The organism is Streptomyces diversicolor (assembly GCF_057537855.1).
The window spans coordinates 1-15,370 of the sequence record NZ_BAAJXA010000051.1; the positions used below are offsets into that span (position 1 = coordinate 1).

Genomic DNA, 15,370 nt, shown 5'->3' on the forward strand with positions numbered 1-15,370 from the left:
CCCGTGCCCCGGCAGGCTCCGCGGTCGATTCCTTCGAACCCGCGATCCGCGAGCTGCTGAAGGCCACCCCCACCATGCCCGCCACCGTCATCGCCGAGCGGATCGGCTGGCAGCGGGGCATGACCGTGCTCAAGGAGCGGGTGCGTGAGCTGCGGCCCGCGTATCTGCCCGCTGACCCGGTCTCGCGCACCGTCTACCAGCCCGGCGAGATCGCCCAGTGTGACCTGTGGTTCCCGCCGGCCGAGATCCCACTCGGCTACGGGCAGGCCGCCTCCCCGCCGGTCCTGGTGGTGGTGGCCGGCTACTCGCGGGTCATCGCCGCCCGTCTGCTGCCCTCCCGGCAGGCCGGCGATCTGATCGACGGGCACTGGCGGCTGCTGTCCGAGTGGGGCGCGGTCCCGCGGATGCTGGTGTGGGACAACGAGGGCGCGGTGGGCCGGGGCGGGAAGCTGACGGCTGAGTTCGCCGCTCTGGCCGGGCTGCTGGGCGTGCGGATCTTCCAGACCCGCCCCCGCGATCCGGAGGCGAAGGGGCTGGTCGAGCGCGCCAACGGCTACCTGGAGACCAGCTTCCTGCCCGGCCGCACCTTCAGCGGGCCGGCCGACTTCAACGCCCAGCTCGGCAGCTGGCTGAAGGTCGCCAACCGGCGCCGCCACCGCACCATCGACGCCCGCCCGGCCGACCGCTGGGAGGCGGACCGGGCCGGGATGCTCTCCCTGCCGCCCATCGACCCGCCCGCCTGGTGGCAGCTGACCCTGCGCCTGGGACGCGACCACTACGTCCGCGTGGGCACCTGCGACTACTCCATCCACCCGCGCGCGATCGGCCACAAGGTGACGGTGCGGGTCGACACCCAGACCGTGTCCGCCACCTGCAACGGCACACAGGTGGCCTGGCACCCACGCTGCTGGGCCCGCCACCAGACCCTCACCGACCCCGCACACGCCGAGGCCGCCCGCCTGCTGCGCGGCGAGTTCCTCCACGCCAGAGCCGCCGCCGCAGCGCACACCGCACCCGCCGAAGTGGAGGTCGAACAACGCGCGCTGACCGCTTACGACCGCATGTTCACCGTCATCGACGGCGGCCAGAGCGACAGCGCCGGCCACGACGGGGCGGAGGCTTCCTGATGCCGTCCACCACCGCAGCCAAGGCCACCACCAGCACCACGGCGGGCCGCCGCACCGGCGAGCAGACAACCTCCGACCTGGCCTTCTACTCCCGCGCCATGAAAGCCCCCGCGCTGCTGGACGCCGCCGAACGCCTCGCGGAGCGCGCCCGGACCGAAGCATGGACCCACACCGAATACCTGGTGGCCTGCCTGCAGCGGGAAGTCGCCGCCCGCGAATCGCACGGCGGCGAGGCCCGCATCCGCTCCGCCCGCTTCCCCGCGCTCAAGACGATCGAGGAACTCGACGTCACCCACCTGCGCGGTATGACGCGCCAACAGCTCGCGCATCTGGGAACATTGGACTTCATCACCGGTAAGGAGAACGCTGTTTTCCTGGGCCCGCCGGGCACCGGCAAGACACACCTGGCCATCGGGCTTGCGGTCCGCGCCTGCCAGGCCGGCCACCGCGTCGCGTTCGCCACCGCCGCCGAGTGGGTCGACCGCCTGGCCTCCGCCCACCACACCGGCCGCCTCCAGGCCGAGCTCACCAAGCTGAGCCGTTACCCGCTGATCGTGGTCGACGAGGTCGGCTACATCCCCTTCGAAGCCGAAGCCGCCAACCTGTTCTTCCAGCTCATCTCGAACCGATACGAACGCGCGTCCGTGATCGTCACCAGCAACAAGCCCTTCGGACGCTGGGGAGAGGTCTTCGGCGACGAGACCGTCGCCGCCGCCATGATCGACCGCCTCGTCCACCACGCCGAGGTCCACTCCCTCAAAGGCGACTCCTACCGCATGAAAGGCCGCAGCCTCGGCCGCGTCCCCACCGCCCCGACCGAAACCGACTGACCGACAGCAACCAACGACACGGGGGTCACGTTTCAACCGCCCAAAATGGGTCAAAATTCAGCCGCCGCCGACAGCACGATCGAGGGGCAGTCTCCGTGGGGCCACCCCCGCACGATCGACGTCCCGCTACACTCCCGCCACCCAGCGAAAGACCAGGTCAGACAGCGAAATCCTGCTGGAGTACTAGCCGTCAAGTGAGACGTTCTTCGAATAGGTCACGCTGCGCATCAGAAGTCCTCCTAGGTAACGGGTTCGACACTGCGACCGCCGGACGCCGCAGGACTCATCGCGACTCGCGGAATTCCCCTGCGCCAATTGAGACGGTTCCTTCCAGGCCTGGCCGTCGTCACCGCGACCGGCAGAAGCGGCTCCTGTACGTGCGTGCTGCGGACGCCGTGGTGGCCGCTCACGTCTCTGCTCCGGTCTGTTCCTGGGACACCAACCGGTGAAGAAAGTTCCAGGACGAAGCCCGATGGATGATTCATCATTCGTTCATCGACCGCAGTGAACTTTGTTCCATCGGGAGCTCTACGGTCGCACCATGAATCAGATGCGTGTGATGACCGTGGGCGACGTCGTCGGTCCCGAAGCGGCCGCGTGGCTCGGCGCCCGCCTCCCAGAACTCCGTGCCGAGCACCAGCTCGACTGGATCGTGGTGAACGCTGAAAACGCGGCCGTCACCGGCCCGTTGCCGTACAACGGATTCGGTACCACCCGGAAGGAACTGGACGTCCTCATCGCCGGTGGCGCCGACGTCATCACCGGCGGGAACCACTCGTGGGACGGTCCCGAGGTCGCGGAGTCATTCGCGTACCCGCAGGTCGTCCGCCCTCTGAACGTGCCGGAGACGCGCGGGAAGGGTGTCCTGACGATCGGTGAGGGCGACAAGACGCTGACGGTGGTGAACCTGCTGAGCCCCGGCGCGGTGGGCAAGGGATGCCTGGCCCCGAAGCCGACCGGCCTGTGGGACGCGTGGACGGAACTGGTCGAGGGCGGTGTGCTCCAGGGGGCGGTCGTCGTTGACCTGCACAGCGGGGCGCCGGGGGAGAAGGCGTGGTTCTCCGGCGCCGTCGACGGGCAGGTCGCCGCGGTCGTCGGGACACATACCCACGACGGGACACAGCTCGCGCACCTGCTGCCCGGCGGCACCGGCTTCGTCGCGGAACTCGGTATGGCCGGCCGGTTGGGCTTCAGCGGGTACGGGTTCGACCCGATCCACTTCGTCAAGGAGTTCCGCGGTGAGGACACCTCCGCACTGCCGCCTTTCCAGCTCGCTACCGGTGATTTCACCCTGGGCGCGGCGATCTTCGACATCGTCGACGGGCGCACCACGTCGGTGATCCGCGTCGATGCCGGCTGATCAGCATTCCTCTCCTCCTCGAACCCCTCGTCAGAGAGCAGTCATGATGTCCATCTCCTCCGTGCGCCGACGGCGGCGGCTTCCGGCAGTCGCCGCGACCGCGGCAGCCGCCGCGCTGGCCCTGAGCGCGTGCTCGTCGGCGTCGAACGCGTCGAGCGCGTCGAACGCCTTGAGCGATGAGATCACGATCGCGGACCACGCGATTCCGCAGTCGCTGGATCCGATGAACTCGGCGTCCTACGAGGTGACGCAGCTGACCTTCCTGTGGGGCGGCTACCTCACGAACTACTCCGACGGGAAGGACAGCGGCACCCCGCAGCTGGCCAAGTCGGTCATCGCCTCTTCCGACGGTCTGACTTGGACGATCAAGCTGCGTTCCGGGCTGAAGTTCTCCGACGGATCCGCCCTGACCTCCAAGGACGTCGCCGCGTCGCTCGACCGGATCCTGTCGACTCCGAACGTCGCCGGTGACAACTTCATCGGCCCCGCGATGAGCAGCATCAAGAAGGTCACCGCGCCCGACGACGACACCGTGTCGCTCGCGATGAGCCGTCCCTATCCGGGCATGCCGGCCGCTCTCTCGGTGCCGGAGATGGTCATCCTGCCGGCGTCGGGCATCGCGAAGGGCGACAGCTTCTGGAAGCACCCGGTCTCGGCCGGCCGGTTCAAGTTCGATACCCTCGACACGACCAACGGCACGTTCACCCTCTCGGCGAACAACGACTACTACGACACCACGCCGCGCAAGGTAAAGAAGATCAACTTTGTCTCCGTCACCGACGCGGCAACACGTCTCGCGCAGCTCAGGAGCGGGCAGGTCGACTACGCCGACAACATCCCGGGGAACCTGCTGTCGCAGGTGAAGAGCCCGCTCACGCTCGATACGGCGAAATGGAACGGCGGCCAGATGGCGCTGTCGGTCAACTTCAACAACCCCATCGCCGGTGACAAACGCGTCCGCCAGGCGATCTCGCTCGCCGTCAACCGTCAGCAGATCGCCGACTCGGCGCTCGGCGGCGAGCGCGTCGGGCTGCCGCTCTACGGCATCCCGTGGAACCAGGACGACACGTCGCCGAACGCCAAGGCCACCAAGCAGGACATCACCGCGGCGAAGGCGAAGCTCAAGGGCACCAAGTGTGAGAACGGGTGCACCATCCCACTCGTCACCGTCACCGACTCCGCATGGCAGGTGCCGCTCGTCGCGCAGGTCGTGCAGCAGCAGCTCAAGGCCATCGGCATCCGGCTGGAGATCGAGAACACGCCCTTCAACCAGGTCGGCGACCGTCTCAAGCAGGGCGACTGGGGGCTGTTCACCCGGTGGATCGGCTACTACGAGAACACCCAGAGCTACCTCGGCGGCTACATCTACGGCGACCCGACATCGGCCAGCAACGCCAACTTCTGGGGCACGCTGCCGACGAAACCGGACATGCCGGAGCTGAAGAAACTGTCGGACCAGCTGAAGACCGCCTCCCCCAGTGAGGCGCCCGGCCTGGTCGAGAAGATCAACGAGGAGTACGCGAAGGAGCTTCCGTCGATCCCGCTGACGACCCTCAGCTACGTGGGGGTGTCCCGGTTCCCGAGCGACGTCATCCACAGCGTGGGCGCTTCGTACCTGGTCCTGCCGTAACCCGCGGGAGGGGCCCGCACAGCGGGCCCCTCCCGCCCCCTTCCCCACGGCTCCTACCGTTCCCGAGAGAAAGCACCGCAGATGTCCTCAGCAGTCTGGCCCGGTCCGGCGGCCCGCCGGACCGGTAGCCGCGCAGGCAAGCGCCTGGCCGCCACGGTCAGTCCGATCGTCCAGGCGATCGTTGTGACCCTGCTCGTCATGATCATCACGTTCTTCCTCATCCGGACGCTGCTCGGTGACCCGGCCGTCGTCATGATCGGAGGGAACACCGGCGCGAGCCCGGAGCGGATGGCGGCCCTCCGCACCGAACTCGGACTCGACAAGCCGCTCCTGGCCCAGTTCCTCGACTACGCGACCGGTCTCCTCCACGGCGACCTCGGCAACTCCTTCCAGCACCCGACCACCACCGTCGCGAGCGTCGTCATGAACGGTGCCGGGGTCACGTTCGATCTCGTCGGCGTGACGCTGCTGATCTCGTCCGTCGTCGGCATCGGCGTCGGGCTGCTCGCCGCGGGCGGCAACTGGCCGGTGTTCGACAACATCATCCGCGTGCTCTCGCTGCTCGGTCTCGCGGCACCGGGCGCGCTGGTCGGGCTCGTACTCATCCTCACGGTCGCGCTCCGCGGGGGGCTGTTCCCCACCGGCGGGTGGGGCAGCGGCTACCCCGACAACTTCCAGTACCTCATCCTGCCCGCGGTGACCGTGTCGTTCTGGTTGACCCCGATCATCCTCCGTGCAGTGCGCGAACGTGCCGGCGAGGTGCTGCACGAACCCTTCGCCGAAGCCGCCGCGGCGCGCGGCATGTCGCGGGCACGGCTGATGCTCCGCCACGTCGCCCCGAACTGCGCCGGTCCGGTGCTGGCCGTCATCGGCGTCAGCCTGAGCTATCTGATCAGCGGTGCGGTCATCGTCGAGATCGTCTATGGTCTCCCGGGCATCGGACGGGCGATGACGACCGCAGTCGGAGCGCTGGACTTTCCCGTCATCCAGGGCATCGTCCTCCTCACCGGCGCAGTCGTCGTGATGCTCAACCTGATCACCGAGATCGCCTCGCGCGTGATCGACCCGAGGACCGCCCGGTGACCGCCGTCATCGAGCCGCCCGACGTGACGGCGAAGCCCCAGCCCGCTTCCTCCCCTCGCCGTCGCACGCTGAACATCCGCGCGGAGCGGCTGGTCGGGCTGACGCTCGTGCTGATCCTCGCCCTGGCCTTCGTCATCGTTCCGATGGTCAGCCCGGTGTCATCCTCCGACATCGCCTCGATGCCGCTCGCCGGACCCAGCGCCGACCATCCGTTCGGAACCGACCAACTCGGCCGGGACATCTTCGTCCGCACCTTCGAAGCAGGCCGGATCGACCTCGGGCTCATCGTCGTCAGCATCACCGCCGCGGCAGTCGGCGGGGCGCTCCTCGGCCTGATCGCCGCCTACCTTCCGGCCATGGGCCGCGCCGTGCTCAGCAGGATCACCGACGCGACGATGGCGTTCCCGTACATCGTGCTCGTGATCGGGCTCGCTGCAACGCTCGGCAACCGTGAGCTGATACCCGGCCTGCCGCGCGGCGCCGCCGCGATCAGCATCGCGATCGTGATCGCCTGCTGGCCCCCCTACACCCGGCTGACCATGTCCCGCGCCATCCTGCTGCGCGAGCGGGACTCCGTCGTCGCCGCCCGCGTCCTCGGATACGGACCGATGCGCATCCTGTTCCGGCATATCGCTCCGGCGCTGGTGTCGATGAACCTGTCCTACGCCGCGACGCAGGCGGTCGCGACGACCGCGCTGGTCGGTTCGCTCGCGTTCCTCGGCGTCGGTATCGCCCCGCCGACACCCGAACTCGGTCAGATGATGGCCGACAACATCGCCCTGCTGCCGATCGCCTGGTGGGCGCCGATCATTCCCGGCCTTGTCGTGCTCGTGCTCGGCGTCGGCTTCGCCCTCATGGCCGACTCCGCCGGTGGAAGGAACTCCCGATGACCGCCCTGCTCGACGTACGCGACATCAACGTCACCATCGCACGGACGAAGGTGCTCACCGACGTGTCCCTCGCGCTGGACAGCGGCGAAGCGCTCGGCATCATCGGTGAGACCGGCTCGGGAAAGACCATGACCCTGCGCGCCATCACGGGGCTGCTGTCCTCGGTCGGCGGCCGGATCGAGTCCGGCGCGATCCACGTCGACGGCCGCGACGTGACCCGTGAGTCCCTGCGGAGCCGGCAGCGCACCCTCCGCGGGATCGTGTCGATGGTGCCGCAGGCGAGCATGTCGAGCCTCGACCCGCTGCAGCGAATCGGCAGTCAGGTGCGCGAAGCCCTGCAGCTGACCCGGCGCACCCGGGCGACCGACGACGATGTCCGCCAAGCGCTTGAGGCGGTGCGGCTCACCCCGACCGAAGTGCTGTTGCGCTCGCGACCCCACGAACTCTCCGGTGGGATGCGGCAGCGGGTGATGATCGCGCTCGCGCTCGCGTCCGAACCGCGGCTGCTTCTCGCCGACGAGCCGACCACCGCTCTGGACGCATCCGTCCGCTCCAGTGTGCTGAACCTCTTCACCGAGCTGCGGTTCGAGCGTCAGCTCGGGCTTGTGGTCGTCTCGCACGACATCAACGCGATCGCGTCCGCGACCGACCGCGTTGTGGTCATGAACGAGGGGCGGGTGGTCGAGACCGGCCGCACCGCCGAGGTGCTTGAGAACCCGCAGCATCCGTACACGCAGACGCTCGTCAGTGCGCTTCCGGAACGCACGCCTCGCGGGTACTACCTGCTGGCGCGCCGCTCGGGCGAGGTCTCGGAGGCCGTCACCGACGGCGGGTACGTACGGGTTCCGGCCCGAGCGGTGCCGACCGGGAAGGTGTCGACGGTCGAGGCTCGTCGGCTGGACTTCTCCTACAGCGACCGGCAGATCCTGCACGACATCTCCGTCCGCGTCCGGGCCGGCGAGCGGCTCGGGATCGTGGGCGAGTCCGGCAGCGGAAAGTCCACGCTCGCCCGGCTGCTCACCGGCGTCCTCCCCTCGGACCAGGTGACCGTTGACGGCAAGCCGTGGCGTCGCTTCGGCAGCCGGCAGCCGGAGCGGCACGAGGTGCAGCTGATCCTGCAGGACCCGTTCGCATCCCTCACCGAGACACAGACCGCGCTCGCGTCCGTCGAAGAGGCATGCCGGACGGTGCAGAAGACATCGCGGCGGGCAGCGCACGAACGCGCCCTCGAATTGCTCAAGGCGGTCGGCATCACCGGCGATCTCCTGCACCGGCGACCGGGCCGTCTCAGTGGCGGGCAGTGCCAGCGCGTCTCGATCGCACGCGCCCTGGCTGCGAATCCGTCCGTCCTCGTCGCCGACGAACCGACGTCGGCGCTGGACCTGTCCGTGCAGGCGGAGATCGTGAACCTGCTGCTCACGCTGACCACGCAGCGTCCACTCGGCCTTGTCGTCGTTTCGCACGATCTGGCGGTGATCTCCCATCTCTCCGACACCATCGTGGTGATGGAACAGGGGCTCATCGTCGAGGCCGGTCCGACCGACCAGGTCCTCTTCCAGCCGCACCATCCCTACACCCGGCAGTTGGTGTCCGCGAACCCCTGGCTCGCACCGAACGTCGCCCCCGGTCCGGACGCGGACCCGCGAACTAGGGCCCGCGCGGTGGAACCGACCGACGTGTAGCCGTGAACCGAACTGGACCGAGCGCGGCGTTCGCGCGCCCAGTGGCGACAATGCTTGGATATGACCATGTCCGCTGACCTGACACCGGCGCCGCACTCAAGCCTCGATCGCGGCACGCTCATCGCACGGATACGGGCGCTCCTGCCGTCGATGTCACCCACCCAGACAGCCGTCGCGAACGTCGTTCTGACGAACCCTTCAGGTGTCGTCCGTATGACGGTCAGCGACCTCGCCACGGTGTCCCGCAGCTCCGTGGGCAGCGTAGTGCGGTTCTGCAAGGACCTCGGCCTCAAGGGGTTCCACGAGTTCAAGCTGCAACTCGCGTCGGAGGCATCGGCCGACGCCGATCATCACGACGAGGCACAGGACGGAACACCGAGTTCGATCATCGCGTCGGTGTTCCAGTCCACGTCCCGTTCGATCGCGGCGGCCCAATCGAGCATCGATGCAAAGGAGTTCGAGCGCGCGGTCCACGCGCTCGACGCCGCCCAGCGGATCCTGCTCGTCTCGACCGGCCCGTCCGCGCCGTTGGCGATGGACACCGCCCTGCGGTTCCGCAGCGTCGGTCTGCCGATCGAGAATCCCACGGACCCGATCTCGCAGCACATCTCCGCGTCGATGCTCACCAGGGGGGACGTGTGCCTGGCGATCAGCCACACCGGCAGAACACGCGAGACGGTGGCCGCGGCGGAAGCGGCCCGTGATGCCGGCGCGACGGTCGTCGCGGTGACGAGCTTCTTCCGCTCACCGCTGGTCGCGGCCTCATCGGTGACCCTCGTCGCCGGTTCCGGGGAGACCCGGTTCCAGATCGAGGCGATGATGAGCCGGTTCATCCATCTCGCGGTCCTGGACGCGCTCTACTCCGCGGTGACCGCGGAGAACGCCGAACGCACCCTGCGCGGCGCGGCTCTGACCGCGCGCGCCGAAGAGACGCACCGCATCTGACCGCTCGCTCCCGCTGCCCGGCCGGTGCCGGGAGCGGGAGCGTTTTCGTCGGCGCCATGCGCCATGCGCCATGCGCCGTGCGTCGGGCGCCGATGCGCAGCGAAACGGCGCGGCCCAGGGACAAGGGGACCGCGCCGTCGGTCGAGGCTGACGCCTACGCCCACGCAGTGGGCTTGTCGAGTGCGTTGAACTCGAACTCGGCGAGCACGCCGTAGTGGTCGCTGGCGGTCGGGTACTCGTTGAACACGACCTTGCTGTCGTTGATCACGCTTTCCACCTCAAGGTGGTTCTCCGTCGAACCGGCGAACACGTAGTCGATGCGGCGGTGGTGCGGCTCCTGTACCCAGTAGTTCGGGACGATGCCCTGCGCATCGACGACGCTGCGTGCGACCCACGGGCTGTCGGTCGTCCAGGTGTACCCGGGGGTGCCGTCCCCGGCGATCGCCCAACTGTCGCGGAACGCCGCACTGCGGCCGTTGATCGCGGACTTGCCGGTGTAGAAGCGGATGCAGTCCTGATCGGGGGCTGCGTCAAAGTCGCCGGCGAGGATCGTCGGCGCCGCCTGGCGCCGCCTCTCCTCCAACTCGGTGATGAACAGCGCCTGCTCGACGCGGGCTGCCTCGCGGGTGAACTTGAAGCTCGGCCGGGCGCCGAGGAAGAGCATGTCCACGCCGATCGGGAGAGGCACGACCGCCTCCCACACGTACGGGCCGTCCTCAGCCGGGAGCCGGTGCACGTCGATGCTCTTCGGCGCCCAGCGGGTACCGACGGCGGTGCCCCAGGCGGGCCAGCCCGCCTGGGTGTAGTCGGAGGCGTGGTGCCAGTGCAGGGGTGAGTTGTCGGACACGAGCTTGAACGCGTCACGTTCCGGGGTGCGCACCACCTCCTGAAGGAACACGATGTCGGCGTCGTAGCTGCGCAGGCCCTCCAGCAGGAGGGAGTCCCGCTTCTCACGGTCCCGCGGGTCCAGCCAGATGTTGAGGGTGAGTACGCGGAGGTTCATTTTCTTGGCCATGTCGCCACCCTAGGAGCCTGGGGTGAACAATCTTCCACCCATAAATAAACGATGGAAACAGGTTCAGCGGCTTTGTCCGTGCCCGCTCGGGTTGTCGAGCTCGTCGAAGTAGATGTCCAGCTCGACGCGGTCGGCGCGGAAGCGTGTGCTCGTGTACTGCAGCGGCGTGCGGTCGACCAGCGTGTTGACAGACCGTACGACCAGAACGATCGATCCCGCCGGAAGGTTCATGTCCTCGGTTTCGGTGCCGTTCGCGATGCGGGAGCTGACCGCGCTCCAGGTACGGACATAGTCGTCGATGCCGACTGCGCGAAGCGCCTTGGTGATGGACCGGGTCTGCCGCAGATGGATGTCGAGGTCCGGCGTCAGTGCGACGTCGAACCAGGAGGTCGACCGCGCGACCGTAGTCCCGTTCACGTCGGCGACTGTCTCGACCTGGAGCGCGGGCCGTCCGTCGAGTCGCAGACGGGTGGCTGCTTCGTGTGGTGGGTCTGCCACGATCTCCGCTGCTATCGGTCGGTGTGACGCCGTGCCCGCCTGGCCGATGCTGTCGCTGAGGCGCGTGCGCAGACTGATCCGGTGCACCAGGAGCGTGTGCGGGACGACGAACGTGCCGCTGCCCTGGCGCGTCGCCACGAGACCTTCGGCGGCGAGAGCCGCGACGGACTGGCGCACGGTGTTGCGGTGTACGCCGAATCGGTCGGCGAGTTCGCCCTCGGTGGGCAGTTTCGCTTCGGGCGGGAACGAGCCGTCCACGATTTCGCTGCGGAGCTGGTCGGCGATGAGGCGCCACGTCGAGTAACCCGTGGCAGAACGTGTGACGCGAGGCATAGTGCACCGAACACTACCGCCTGCCTGTCACCTCGCAGCCAAGCCGGCCGCGAGTTCACCGCGCGTCCATCCGATAGTCGTCTAGCTAGGTGGACAAATCTCGGGTGGCTCGTTACGTTCGATTCGTCCAAAGAGCCAGACAAATTTGGAGGTTGGAGTGACGAGTCCGACTGAGGCCTGGGCGGCGCGAAGGCGGTGGATGCGAACCCTCGCGCAGGCGTCGCCCCGTCAGCTCGCCGGCGCCTGGGGTGCTTGGGAAGCGAAGCCTGAGATCGAGGCGATCCGCGGCCCCGAAGCAGGGCTGGTCATGGTCCGTGGTCGTGTGGGTGCCGGCGGGGACCGGTTCAACCTCGGTGAGGCGACGGTGACCCGCGCCACACTCCGACTGCACGGCGCCCCGCTTGCGGCGGACACCGTCGGAAGCGCGTACGTGCTCGGGACCGACCTCAAGCACGCCTGGTTCGCGGCAGCGTTCGACGGTCTGCTGGCGGACGAGCAACTGCGCGCACGGGTGCTCACCGATGTCGTCGCGCCGCTGGAGCGTAGCCAGGCGGCCTACGACGAGGCCCGGCACGCCGAAGCACGCAGCACCAAGGTCGACTTCTTCACGGTCGCGAGGGAACACGAATGAACACCACGTCCACCACTGCGCCGGCGCCCGGGTTCGCCGATCCGACGGGGGAAGGACAGCGGGTGTTCCGCGCCGTCCTCGACGCGCTCGCCCACCCCGGCCGCTCGTATCGGATCGCCGGTCCGGCTCAGGCGCCGAAGGCGCTCGGCACTGCGCTCGCGGCCGTCTCACTGACTCTGTTCGACGAGGAGGTGTCGGTGTGGCTGCACAGGGCGCTGGCGGAAGACCCCGACGTGACCTCGTACCTGGTGTTCCACACCGGCGCGCGGGTGACGAACGAGCATGGGTCGGCGAACTTCGTCGTCGCCACCCCGGACACGCTCCCGGCGCTCGATGCGCTCGCGCTCGGCACCGATGAGGTACCTCACCAGTCGGCGACCATCGTCCTCGACGCGCGGACCCCGGGCGTCGGGGCGCGCTTCACCGCGACGGGCCCCGGCATCGACGGCCGGGTCGAGATCGAGGCCCCGTGGGCACCTGAGGGGTTCTCGGCCGCGTGGAGCCGCAATGGCGCGCTGTTCCCTCGCGGCGTCGACCTGCTCGTCATGAGCGACGACTCGGTCGTCGCGCTCCCTCGCACCACGCGTCTGCGCGCGGTGTCCGATCAGGATCAGGAGGCCTGATGTACGTCGCAGTCAAGGGCGGAGAGAAGGCGATCGCGAATGCGCACGCGTTGCTCGCCAAGGAAGGTCGCGGTGATCCCGGCATCCCGGCGATCCGCCAGGACGCTGTCGCCGGCCAGCTCCCGGTCCTGGTGTCCCGGGTGATGACCGAAGGGTCGCTCTACGACCCGAATCTCGCGGCGCGAGCGATCCTGCAGTGCCAGGGCGACGTGCTCGAAGCGATCACGCTGGTGCGTTCCTACCGGACCACTCTGCCGCGGTTCGGCTACTGCGAACCGATCGATACGGCCGGGCTCGCCCCGCAGCGCCGCGTGTCCGCGACGTTCAAGGACATCCCCGGCGGGCAGCAACTCGGGGCCACGTTCGACTACACGCACCGGCTGTTCGCCGACCCCACCGGCGACGGCCCGACGGACGCCGACACCGACGCCACGCCGATGCCGCGCGTGTCCGACCTGCTCGGCTCCGATGCTCTCCTTGAGCCGGACCGCGCCGCGGACTGGGCGGACCCGGAACCGGCCGACCTGACGCGCGAACCCACCGTGTTCCCGATGACCCGGGCGGAGCGCCTCCAGGGACTGGCTCGCGGCGACGAAGGGTTTCTGCTCGCCCTCGGGTACTCCACCCAGCGCGGGTACGGGAGCACACATCCGTTCGCCGGTGAGATCCGCGTCGGGCAGGTCGAGGTCGAGTTCGACGCACCGGAGCTCGGTTTCCCGGTGCCGCTCGGGCGGATCGAGGTCACCGAATGCCAGATGATCAACCAGTTCACCGGTAACGCGGACACCCCCGCTCAGTTCACCCGCGGCTACGGGCTCGTGTTCGGGCGCGGAGAACGGAAGGCGATGTCCATGTCGCTGGTCGACCGTGCCCTGCGAGCGGACGAGTTCCAGGAGCGGGTCGTCGCCCCCGCGCAGGACGAGGAGTTCGTGCTCAGCCATGCCGACAATGTGCAGGCCGCGGGCTTCGTGGAGCACCTGAAGCTCCCGCACTACGTCGACTTCCAGGCCGAGCTGCACCTCATCCGGCGGCTGCAACGCGACTTCCACGACCACGCCGGAAGCACGCAGGAGACGAACGCGTGAGCGCCCAGCAGATCGAGTACAACACCGGCTACCTCGACGAGCAGACCAAGCGGATGATCCGCAGGGTGCTGCTCAAGGCAGTCGCGATCCCCGGGTTCCAAGTCCCCTTCGCCTCCCGCGAGGTGCCGCTTCCCCGCGGCTGGGGCACCGGCGGCGTGCAGCTCACCGCGGCGATCATCGGCTCCGGTGACGTGCTCAAGGTGATCGACCAGGGCGCCGACGACACCACGAACGCAGTGTCGATCCGTGCCTTCTTCAACTTGGTGGCGGGCGTGCCGACCACGACCCGCACCGAGGACGCGACGATCATCCAGACTCGGCACCGCATCCCCGAGACGCCCCTCGGCGAAGGGCAGATCATGGTCTACCAGGTGCCGATCCCGGAGCCGCTGCGATTCCTTGAGGCCCGCGAGACCGAGACCCGGCGCATGCACGCCCTCAACGAGTACGGGCTGATGTACGTCAAGCTGTACGAGGACATCGCCAAGTACGGGCACATCGCCAAGACGTACGACTACCCGGTGCTGGTGAACCACCGGTACCTGATGGCGCCGTCGCCGACGCCGAGCTTCGACAACCCGAAGCTGCACCAGAGCCAGGCACTGCACATCTTCGGAGCCGGCCGCGAGAAGCGTATCTATGCGATCCCTCCGCACACCGACGTCGAAAGCCTCGGGTTCGAGGACTATCCGTTCGAACCGCAGAACTTCGACCAGCCGTGCGCGATCTGCGGGTCCACCGGCGTGTATCTGGACCAGATCATCACCGACAACGCCGGCGGCGCCATGTACGCCTGCTCGGACAGCGATCATTGTGAGCGGGCGGCCGCTCGCGCCGACAACGAAGAGGCGACCGCATGAGCAACGAGTGTCCGCTCCTGGAAGTGCGCAACGTCAGCCATCGATACGGCGACCGATTCGGCTGCCGCGGCGTCGACTTCGACCTGTGGCCGGGCGAGGTGCTTGCGGTCGTCGGCGAATCCGGGTCCGGGAAGTCGACCTTGCTCGGCACACTCTCGCAGCGCCTGGAAACCAGCGAGGGCACCATCCGGTACCGGCTCGGCGATGGCGACGTCGCGAACCTCGCGGAACTCAGCGAAAGTGCGGTGCGCCGGCTCTGGCGCAGCGAGTGGGGCTTCGTGCACCAGAACGCGGCGGACGGGCTCCGCATGCACGTCAGTGCCGGCGGCAACGTCGGTGAGCCGCTGATGGCCAACGGATGGCGTCACTACGGGCGCATCCGCGCGGAAGCGACTGACTGGCTCGAACGCGTCGAGATCCCCCGGGACCGGGTCGACGACACCCCCGCCGCGTTCTCCGGTGGTATGCGGCAGCGGCTGCAGATCGCCAGAAACCTCGTCGTCTCGCCACGGCTGGTGTTCATGGACGAGCCGACCAGCGGCTTGGACGTGTCCGTGCAGGCACGCCTGCTCGACCTCATCCGTTCGATCGTCAGCGACCTGGGACTGGCCGTCATCATCGTCACGCACGACCTCGCCGTCGCCCGCCTGATCTCTCATCGAACTCTTGTGATGAAGGACGGCCGGGTCGTCGAGTCCGGTCTGACCGACCGAGTACTGGACGATCCGCAGGCCCCGTACACGCAGTTGCTCGTCTCCTCAATCCTGCAAGGGTGACC

At 68.4% G+C, this 15,370-nt stretch carries 16 protein-coding genes; 13 read left to right on the plus strand and 3 right to left on the minus strand.

Annotation, left to right across the window (positions count from 1 at the left end):
* The 3 genes from istA to AC27LF_RS38950 all read left to right on the plus strand — a co-directional run.
* The coding region (gene istA / locus AC27LF_RS38940) for an IS21 family transposase (protein WP_479664094.1) at positions 1-1,127 on the plus strand (1,127 nt) is incomplete at its 5' end.
* On the plus strand, positions 1,127-1,957 hold the full coding sequence (istB, locus tag AC27LF_RS38945; protein ID WP_479664095.1) for an IS21-like element helper ATPase IstB: 831 nt from the start codon (positions 1,127-1,129) through the stop codon (positions 1,955-1,957). The genes istA and istB, both read left to right, overlap by 1 nt.
* Positions 1,958-2,498: 541 nt before the next feature.
* Positions 2,499-3,317 carry a YmdB family metallophosphoesterase gene (locus AC27LF_RS38950; RefSeq protein ID WP_479664096.1) on the plus strand — a complete coding sequence of 273 codons (819 nt, stop codon included), beginning with the start codon at positions 2,499-2,501 and terminating at the stop codon, positions 3,315-3,317.
* Positions 3,318-3,347: 30 nt separating this feature from the next.
* Here the strand turns inward: AC27LF_RS38950 and AC27LF_RS38955 are convergent, their stop codons facing one another.
* Positions 3,348-3,503, minus strand: coding sequence for a hypothetical protein (locus AC27LF_RS38955; RefSeq protein WP_479664097.1), 156 nt, complete (start codon positions 3,501-3,503; stop codon positions 3,348-3,350).
* Here AC27LF_RS38955 and AC27LF_RS38960 point away from each other — a divergent pair.
* The 5 genes from AC27LF_RS38960 to AC27LF_RS38980 all read left to right on the plus strand — a co-directional run bounded on the left by AC27LF_RS38960 (position 3,487) and on the right by AC27LF_RS38980 (position 9,547).
* Positions 3,487-4,947: an ABC transporter substrate-binding protein gene (locus tag AC27LF_RS38960; protein ID WP_479664098.1), complete on the plus strand. Its 1,461-nt coding sequence runs from the start codon at positions 3,487-3,489 to the stop codon at positions 4,945-4,947. The genes AC27LF_RS38955 and AC27LF_RS38960 overlap by 17 nt on opposite strands.
* Before the next feature lie 81 nt (positions 4,948-5,028).
* On the plus strand, positions 5,029-6,030 hold the full coding sequence (locus tag AC27LF_RS38965; protein WP_479664099.1) for an ABC transporter permease: 1,002 nt from the start codon (positions 5,029-5,031) through the stop codon (positions 6,028-6,030).
* On the plus strand, positions 6,027-6,920 hold the full coding sequence (locus tag AC27LF_RS38970) for an ABC transporter permease (protein ID WP_479664100.1): 894 nt from the start codon (positions 6,027-6,029) through the stop codon (positions 6,918-6,920). The genes AC27LF_RS38965 and AC27LF_RS38970 overlap by 4 nt, the downstream gene beginning before the upstream one ends.
* A complete protein-coding gene (locus tag AC27LF_RS38975) occupies positions 6,917-8,602 on the plus strand; it encodes an ABC transporter ATP-binding protein (RefSeq protein WP_479664101.1) in 1,686 nt (561 codons plus the stop codon). The genes AC27LF_RS38970 and AC27LF_RS38975 overlap by 4 nt, the downstream gene beginning before the upstream one ends.
* 60 nt (positions 8,603-8,662) lie before the next feature.
* Positions 8,663-9,547, plus strand: coding sequence for a MurR/RpiR family transcriptional regulator (locus tag AC27LF_RS38980; RefSeq protein WP_479664102.1), 885 nt, complete (start codon positions 8,663-8,665; stop codon positions 9,545-9,547).
* 154 nt (positions 9,548-9,701) lie between these two features.
* Here the strand turns inward: AC27LF_RS38980 and AC27LF_RS38985 are convergent, their stop codons facing one another.
* Together AC27LF_RS38985 and phnF are read right to left on the minus strand one after the other, a co-directional pair.
* Positions 9,702-10,562, minus strand: coding sequence for an endonuclease/exonuclease/phosphatase family protein (locus AC27LF_RS38985; RefSeq protein WP_479664103.1), 861 nt, complete (start codon positions 10,560-10,562; stop codon positions 9,702-9,704).
* Positions 10,563-10,625: 63 nt separating this feature from the next.
* The gene (gene phnF, locus AC27LF_RS38990) at positions 10,626-11,393 is read right to left on the minus strand and encodes a phosphonate metabolism transcriptional regulator PhnF (protein WP_479664104.1); all 768 of its coding nucleotides are present in this window, start codon (positions 11,391-11,393) and stop codon (positions 10,626-10,628) included.
* Positions 11,394-11,550: 157 nt separating this feature from the next.
* Here phnF and phnG point away from each other — a divergent pair, with 157 nt between their 5' ends.
* From phnG to phnK, 5 genes are read left to right on the plus strand one after another with little or no spacing between them, the layout of a single operon-like run.
* Complete coding sequence (gene phnG / locus AC27LF_RS38995) at positions 11,551-12,024, plus strand: phosphonate C-P lyase system protein PhnG (RefSeq protein WP_479664105.1); 474 nt, start codon at positions 11,551-11,553, stop codon at positions 12,022-12,024.
* Positions 12,021-12,647, plus strand: a complete 627-nt coding sequence (gene phnH / locus AC27LF_RS39000) for a phosphonate C-P lyase system protein PhnH (RefSeq protein WP_479664106.1) — start codon at positions 12,021-12,023, stop codon at positions 12,645-12,647. The genes phnG and phnH overlap by 4 nt, the downstream gene beginning before the upstream one ends.
* Positions 12,647-13,732 carry a carbon-phosphorus lyase complex subunit gene (locus AC27LF_RS39005; RefSeq protein ID WP_479664107.1) on the plus strand — a complete coding sequence of 362 codons (1,086 nt, stop codon included), beginning with the start codon at positions 12,647-12,649 and terminating at the stop codon, positions 13,730-13,732. Before phnH ends, AC27LF_RS39005 begins: the two co-directional genes overlap by 1 nt.
* Positions 13,729-14,592 carry an alpha-D-ribose 1-methylphosphonate 5-phosphate C-P-lyase PhnJ gene (locus AC27LF_RS39010; protein WP_479664108.1) on the plus strand — a complete coding sequence of 288 codons (864 nt, stop codon included), beginning with the start codon at positions 13,729-13,731 and terminating at the stop codon, positions 14,590-14,592. The genes AC27LF_RS39005 and AC27LF_RS39010 overlap by 4 nt, the downstream gene beginning before the upstream one ends.
* Complete coding sequence (phnK, locus tag AC27LF_RS39015) at positions 14,589-15,368, plus strand: phosphonate C-P lyase system protein PhnK (RefSeq protein ID WP_479664109.1); 780 nt, start codon at positions 14,589-14,591, stop codon at positions 15,366-15,368. The genes AC27LF_RS39010 and phnK overlap by 4 nt, the downstream gene beginning before the upstream one ends.
* Positions 15,369-15,370 lie beyond the last annotated feature (2 nt).

Coding starts and splice junctions, on each gene's coding strand:
- istB (WP_479664095.1), top strand. CDS start 1,127: ATGCCGTCCACCACCGCAGCCAAGGCCACCACCAGCACCACGGCGGGC.
- AC27LF_RS38950 (WP_479664096.1), top strand. CDS start 2,499: ATGAATCAGATGCGTGTGATGACCGTGGGCGACGTCGTCGGTCCCGAA.
- AC27LF_RS38965 (WP_479664099.1), top strand. CDS start 5,029: ATGTCCTCAGCAGTCTGGCCCGGTCCGGCGGCCCGCCGGACCGGTAGC.
- AC27LF_RS38975 (WP_479664101.1), top strand. CDS start 6,917: ATGACCGCCCTGCTCGACGTACGCGACATCAACGTCACCATCGCACGG.
- AC27LF_RS38980 (WP_479664102.1), top strand. CDS start 8,663: ATGACCATGTCCGCTGACCTGACACCGGCGCCGCACTCAAGCCTCGAT.
- AC27LF_RS38985 (WP_479664103.1), bottom strand. CDS start 10,562: ATGGCCAAGAAAATGAACCTCCGCGTACTCACCCTCAACATCTGGCTG.
- phnF (WP_479664104.1), bottom strand. CDS start 11,393: ATGCCTCGCGTCACACGTTCTGCCACGGGTTACTCGACGTGGCGCCTC.
- phnH (WP_479664106.1), top strand. CDS start 12,021: ATGAACACCACGTCCACCACTGCGCCGGCGCCCGGGTTCGCCGATCCG.
- AC27LF_RS39005 (WP_479664107.1), top strand. CDS start 12,647: ATGTACGTCGCAGTCAAGGGCGGAGAGAAGGCGATCGCGAATGCGCAC.
- phnK (WP_479664109.1), top strand. CDS start 14,589: ATGAGCAACGAGTGTCCGCTCCTGGAAGTGCGCAACGTCAGCCATCGA.